The sequence below is a fragment of the Streptomyces bohaiensis genome, from assembly GCF_012033785.1.
In the GTDB taxonomy this organism is placed as follows: domain Bacteria; phylum Actinomycetota; class Actinomycetes; order Streptomycetales; family Streptomycetaceae; genus Streptomyces; species Streptomyces bohaiensis.
Map to the genome: position 1 here is coordinate 1 of NZ_JAAVJC010000285.1, position 6,052 is coordinate 6,052.

Annotated in this window: 4 protein-coding genes; all 4 read left to right on the forward strand. The window is 72.4% G+C overall.

Going from position 1 to position 6,052, the window contains the following annotated elements:
* Nucleotides 1-556, forward strand: a 556-nt coding sequence (imuA', locus tag HCN52_RS20935) for a DnaE2-dependent mutagenesis accessory factor ImuA' (RefSeq protein ID WP_209314805.1), incomplete at its 5' end; no start/stop codon positions are given.
* A gap of 356 nt (nt 557-912) precedes the next feature.
* Nucleotides 913-3,507, forward strand: coding sequence for a tetratricopeptide repeat protein (locus HCN52_RS20940; RefSeq protein ID WP_168090007.1), 2,595 nt, complete (start codon nt 913-915; stop codon nt 3,505-3,507).
* Nucleotides 3,508-4,508: 1,001 nt separating this feature from the next.
* Nucleotides 4,509-4,796: a phosphotransferase-like protein gene (locus HCN52_RS20945; protein ID WP_312876811.1), complete on the forward strand. Its 288-nt coding sequence runs from the start codon at nt 4,509-4,511 to the stop codon at nt 4,794-4,796.
* Between the two features lie 753 nt (nt 4,797-5,549).
* Nucleotides 5,550-6,052, forward strand: a 503-nt coding sequence (locus tag HCN52_RS20950) for a hypothetical protein (protein WP_209314806.1), incomplete at its 3' end; no start/stop codon positions are given.

Here is a 6,052-nt window from a genome sequence, read left to right on the forward strand (position 1 = left end):
CGCCGGGCGCGCGGGGCACGGCACGGTGGGGTGGGCGGCGGTCGGGCTGCCGGAGCTCGGGGCGTTGGCGGCGGCCGACGCCGGGCTCGATCTCGGGGCGGGGTTGTGGGTGGACGACCCCGGCGGGCGGTGGCCCGCGGTGCTGTCCGCGCTCTTGGAGGCCGTCCCGGTCGTCCTGGTGGGGCCGGGGCTGCCCGCGATGCCGGACCGGGTCCACCGGCGCCTCGCCGCCCTCCAACGCCGCCACGGAACCGTCCTCGTCGCCGCCGGAGCCTGGCCGGGAGCGGCGGTGCGCCTCACGGTCGTACGGGCCGCGTGGGAGGGCGTCAAGGACGGCCACGGGCTCCTGCGGGGCCGCCGCGTCACCGTGGCCGCAACGGGCCGCGGCGCGGCCGCCGGCAGCGCCTCTGCCGACCTGTGGCTACCGGGGCCGGACGGCCGGGCCGCGGCGGTCGAACCGGCGCCCGTCGCGGTGCCGGCACCCGGCCCGGAGCGCCTTCCGCGGCCGGTCCGGCCGGGGCCGTTCGGTCAGCCGGTGAAGTGGAGGGTCTGGTAGCCGGACGCACCGCCGGCGGCGGGACCGGGTGCCGGCGGCGCGGTGGTGGTCCGGGAACCGGGCGGGTGGCGTGCAGGCGGGCGTCGGCGGTGGTGTTCGGCCAGGGGTTGGTCGTTGGGCTGACACGGGCCGGTGGTGCTGGTAGCTGTTGGGGCATCAGACGTGGAGGGGTGGGGACTGTGGCGAATCGGCCGATGACACGGCGGGAGCAGCTTCGGCGGCAGCGGGGGCAGAGCTTTGTGGGGCGGAGTGGAGAGCTTGCGGTCTTCGAGACGAATCTGCGGCGGGATCCGAACGCTGACGACGATTTCCGTCTTCTGTTTCATGTGCGGGGGCAGTCGGGTGTGGGGAAGTCGATGCTCGTTCGGCGGTGGAAGGGGTACGCGGAGGAGGCCTGGGCGGCGACGGTGTACCTCGATGACGCGGTCCACGGCCCGCAGGAGGCCATGAAGGCCATAAGCGATCAGCTGGCCCGGCAGGGCCTGCCATTGAACGCGTTCACCAAACGGCTGGGGGAGCTGCGGCAGCGGCAGAAGGCCGCCGAGCACGGGCTCCCGGCCGGTGTGGGCTCACCCGGGGCCGAGGCGGCGGCCCACGCGGGTCTTACAGCCGCCGGCGCCGCGCTCGGTGTTCCGCTGGGGGTGGACCAGCTGGCCCGCAGCGCGGGCCAGCTCATGGGGCAGCGGCGGGAGCGGCGGGACGGGGAGCTGCTGAACGACCCGGTCGGTGAGGTGACGCCGGTCTTCGTGAAGGATCTGACCGAGGCGGCGCGGGACCGCTCCCAGGTGGTGCTGTTCTTCGACGTCTACGAACAGACCGGGCCCGGGCTGGACCGGTGGCTGCGCGACCTCGTCGACGAGCGGTACGGGGAGCTGCCGTCGACCGTCGTGGTGGTCATCGCCGGGCAGGGCAAGCTCGCCCCGGCGGTATGGGGAGAGATGATGCCTCACGTCGAGGAGGTGGTGCTGGACTCCTTCACCGAGGACGAAGCCCGCGACCTCCTGTCCCGCAAAGGCATCACCGACGAGGCCACGGTCACCGCGATCCTGGACGTGTCCGATCGGCTACCGGTGCTCGTCGACATGCTCGCCTCCCACCGGCCGACCGGTCCCGGCGAGGTCATCGACCCGGCTGAAAGCGCTGTCGAGCGGTTTCTGAGATGGGAGACGGACCCGGCACGGCGCCGGGCCATCCTGGACTGCGCACTCCCCCAGGAGGTCGACGCCGATATCTACCGTGCGCTCCTCGACCCCGAAGCCGCGGCGGGTGCGGAGGCCTGGCTGGCGAAGCTGCCGTTCGTCACCAGCCACGGCGGCCGCTACCGCTACCACGACGTCGTCCGCACCCAGATCCTCCGCCTCCAACGCAACCAGTCCGCCAACGACTGGACACACCGCCACACCACCCTCGCCGACCACCACGCACACCAACGCACCACCCTCGAAACCTCCCTCCCCGACACCGACGGCAGGTGGGCCAACGAGCAGTGGCGCGACCACCGCGCCGCAGAGATGTACCACCGCCTCTGCGCCACCCCCTACGACAACCGCCTCGCCATCCTTGAGGACTGCGTCCACGCCGCCAGCGCGAGCACGGAGACCCTCACCCGCTGGGTCCGCCTCATCTACCGCGCCGGCCACGACAGCAACCACACCACGCTCACCGAACGAGCCACGGCCCTCGGCAACAACAGTGCTGAGGCCGACCCCGAAACAGCCCTGCGACACATCCTCGATCAGCCCGGCCTCTCCACCACCACACGCGCACACGCATACCGTGCACGCGGACGCCACCACCGCACAGCCGGCAATCACGAGCAGGCGGTCACCGACCTCACCCGCGCCATCGAACTCAACCCCGGCGACGAGCTGAACCACTACTGGCGCGGCCTCGCCCACCACGCGGCGGGCAACTACGAGCAGGCGATCACCGACCTCACCCGCGCCATCGAACTCGAACCCGACGACGCCTTGAACCACCTCTGGCGCGGCCTCGCCCACCACGAAGCAGGCAACTACGAGCAGGCCATCACCGACCTCACCCGCGCCATCGAACTCAACCCCGACAACGCCTCGAACCACCACTGGCGCGGCACCACCCACCACGAAGCAGGCAACTACGAGCAGGCCATCACCGACCTCACCCGCGCCATCGGACTCAACCCCGGCGACGCCTTGAACCACCTCTGGCGCGGCACCACCCACCACGAAGCAGGCAACTACAAGCAGGCCATCACCGACCTCACCCGCGCCATCGAACTCAACCCCGACGACGCCTCGAACCACCGCTGGCGCGGCACCACCCACCACAAGACGGGCAACTACGAGCAGGCCATCACCGACCTCACCCGCGCCATCGAACTCGAACCCAACGACGCCTCGAACCACCGCTGGCGCGGCACCACCCACCACAAGACGGGCAACTACGAGCTGGCGATCACCGACCTCACCCGCGCCATCGAACTCGAACCCAACGAGGAGCTGAACCACTACTGGCGCGGCCTCGCCCACCATCAGGCGGGCGACCACGAGCAGGCCATCACCGACCTCACCCGCGCCATCGAACTCGAACCCAACGACGATCTCAACCACCTTGAGCGCGGACTCGCCCACCATCAGGCGGGCGACCACGAGCAGGCGATCACCGACCTCACCCGCGCCATCGAACTCGAACCCAACGAGGAGCTGAACCACTACTGGCGCGGCCTCGCCCACCATCAGGCGGGCAACTACGAGCAGGCGATCACCGACCTCACCCGCGCCATCGAACTCGAACCCAACAACGCCTGGAACCACCACTGGCGCGGCCGGGTTCGCCACGCTGCGGGGTTGCTGGTCGCTGCGGCCGGTGACTTCGATCGGGCTGTCGAGCTTGCTCCTGATGAGGAGGAGCACGGGCGCTGGCGGAACGTGGTCCGCTACGAGGTGGAGGGCAGGGGCGACGAGGCGTAGTGGTAGGGGCAGGACAGCTCGGCTCCTTTGTCCGGGGTCTGCGAACCCGCGGCCCGGGGGTGGTCTGCGGCCCGGGGACGCGGCTGGCGGCGGGGGCGCCGGCGGGCCGCAGGCCGGGGGTGTGGTCACAGAGTCGAGTCTGTGCAGGGAGAGGTGTCAGCCTCGCTCGTACTCCCTCGACATGGGGTTTGACCTGCACAGATACCGGTACGGGCCGGGGTGGTCGCTGAAACGGTTGCGAAACCTCGGGCGAAACGCCGGGCGAAACCTCGGGCGACACGGTTGCGAAACGCCCCGTCCGGAGCGCCGAACCGGCGCGGCCCGGGCGCCGGCGGAACACGGCTGCGGGGCCCGGCCGTGGGGGTGGGCCGGGCCCCGCAGGGTGGTGTGGGGCGCTCCCCGTCCCGGTCTCGGGGGAGGGCGGGTGGGGTCGGGACACCGAGGCGTGGAGATCGTGTCCGGGGCCGGCGCCCGGCGGCCCCGCAGGGTCAACGCGCGGGCGGGCCGATGGTCACGGCTGCGCCGGGGTCTCGGCTCGGGCTTGGGCATCTCGACGCGTCACGTACTGTGCTGCGGCCGCGCAGAGTAGGAACGTGGTGGCGAGCAGCGCCGGCCTGGCTGCCGAGCCTTCTCCTGTGGACAGTGCGACGGCGAGGGTTGCGAGCCAGAGCAGAGCGACCAGCAGGTGGAGCCAACGGCTCAAGCGCACGATCTTCGCGTGGGTGTTGCTTAACGGGTACCGCTTCGATGTCATGCTCCGCGTGTGCCCCTATCGGGCGCACCACACCCCTTGCCGGAACGCTTGCCGGAATCCGTCAACCACAGGTCAGCGCGCCCGGGCCGGTGCGGTGCATGGCCGGTTCATCGCCACGACCGCGGCGTACGTCCACTCCCCCATTGCAGGGCGGGCCCGTCACGGACTTCGGCGCTGGAGGGGCCAGCTGCGGTCTTCTCCGCTCGTCGCGAGTGACTCCGCATCCGGCTGAGCCGCACTCGCGCGGGTGCGGGTAGCGGGCCCGTCCGGGCGTCGCTGGTCGACCGTGCCGGCCTGGCGCACCGCGCTGGCGGGACATCGTGTGCTGTGGGCGCACGTGAGCGCTCCGCTGGCAGTACTGGAGAGCCGGGAGGCGGAGCGATTTCCGGAGAAGTTCCGCGGCCTCAGCAGAGGGCACTACGGCATCTGCGATCCGGAGGACTTCGACCTCGTGCTCGACTCCTCGGAGCTGGAGCCGCAGGAACGCGCCGAGCGAGTCGCCGCAGCTCTGACAGCAAGCCCCCGCACCGGCTGACGCTACGAGGTCGACACCGGCTGATCCACAGGCGGTTGGTCAGCGCCTAGCGGCCCGCCCGGCGTCGGGGGTGAAGGACGGGCTTCCCGCGCGCGAGGGGTGCCGTGGGGAAGTAGTCGGCGCCGCCGCGGCCGCACAGGGGCCCCTTGTCTCCCTAGTCAGCGCCCTACCGACCGCCGCCGCGGCCGCCGCCGAACGAGTGCCCAAACGGGCGTTCAAAGGGGTGTCCAACCGGATGTCCAAACGGGCGTTCAAACGGGTCCCCAAACGGGACCCGGCAGCGCTGCGGCGTCGCGGCCGCCGCGCGGCACCAGATCGCTTGCCCCGGCGCCTGCGTGCGTCGGCGGCCCCCTCCGAGGAGGGGGCCGCGTCACGCCGGGCCGCCGGAGCGGGAACAGCTCGGGGCCCCCTTGTCCGGGGCCTGTCGGGGCGGGCGTGCGGGGCTGCGGGCCGGGGGTGTCGGCGGGCCGCGCGCCGGGGGTGTGGTGACAGATCGAGTCTGTGCAGGGAGAGGTGTCAGCGCCGGTCGCACTCCTGCGATAAGGGGGTTGACCTGCACAGATACCGTCGCCGGCGGGGATGGTCGCTAAAACCACGGCGAAACCGCTCGTGAAACTCCTCGTGAAACCGCTCGTGAAACTGCTCGTGACACGGTTGCGAAACGCCCTCGCCCGAGGAGGCGGGGGCGCCCCTATCCGGGCGGATACCGCCGATTCCGCCCGCGAGCGGCGGCCGGTGCGCCAGTGTGGCGCCATGAACGCACACAACAACGAGCAGCACGACCAGGAGCAGGGCGACGCCCTGGCCGTGGTCGCCGGACACGACCTCGACTGGCATGCCTACCTCGATCACCCGACCCGGGGCCGGCTGGGCTACGTCGTCGGCGGCGCCGACGTCGACTGGGACCCGGTGGCGGCGACCGACGCACTGGCCGCGCAGGGCTGGGCGGTGGTCGGCGGCACCGGTGGGTGGCGGGAGACCGAGCCGGAGCAGCCGTGGCAGTGGGTGGCGGCGGTGCGGGCGTGCGCACCGGCCGCGCGGCCCGCGGGCGGGGAGGGCGCGGCGGTGAGCATCGCGGACGACCTCGCCCGGTATCTGCCGGCACCCGGCGGGGAGCGGGCGGTGGCACGACGAGGACCAGGAGCACGCCGACGGGGCGCCGAACCGGCGCGAACCGGGCGCCGGCGGAACGGCTGCGGGGCCCGGCCGTGGGGGTGGGGCCGGGCCCCGCAGGGTGGTGTGGGGCGCTCCCGTCC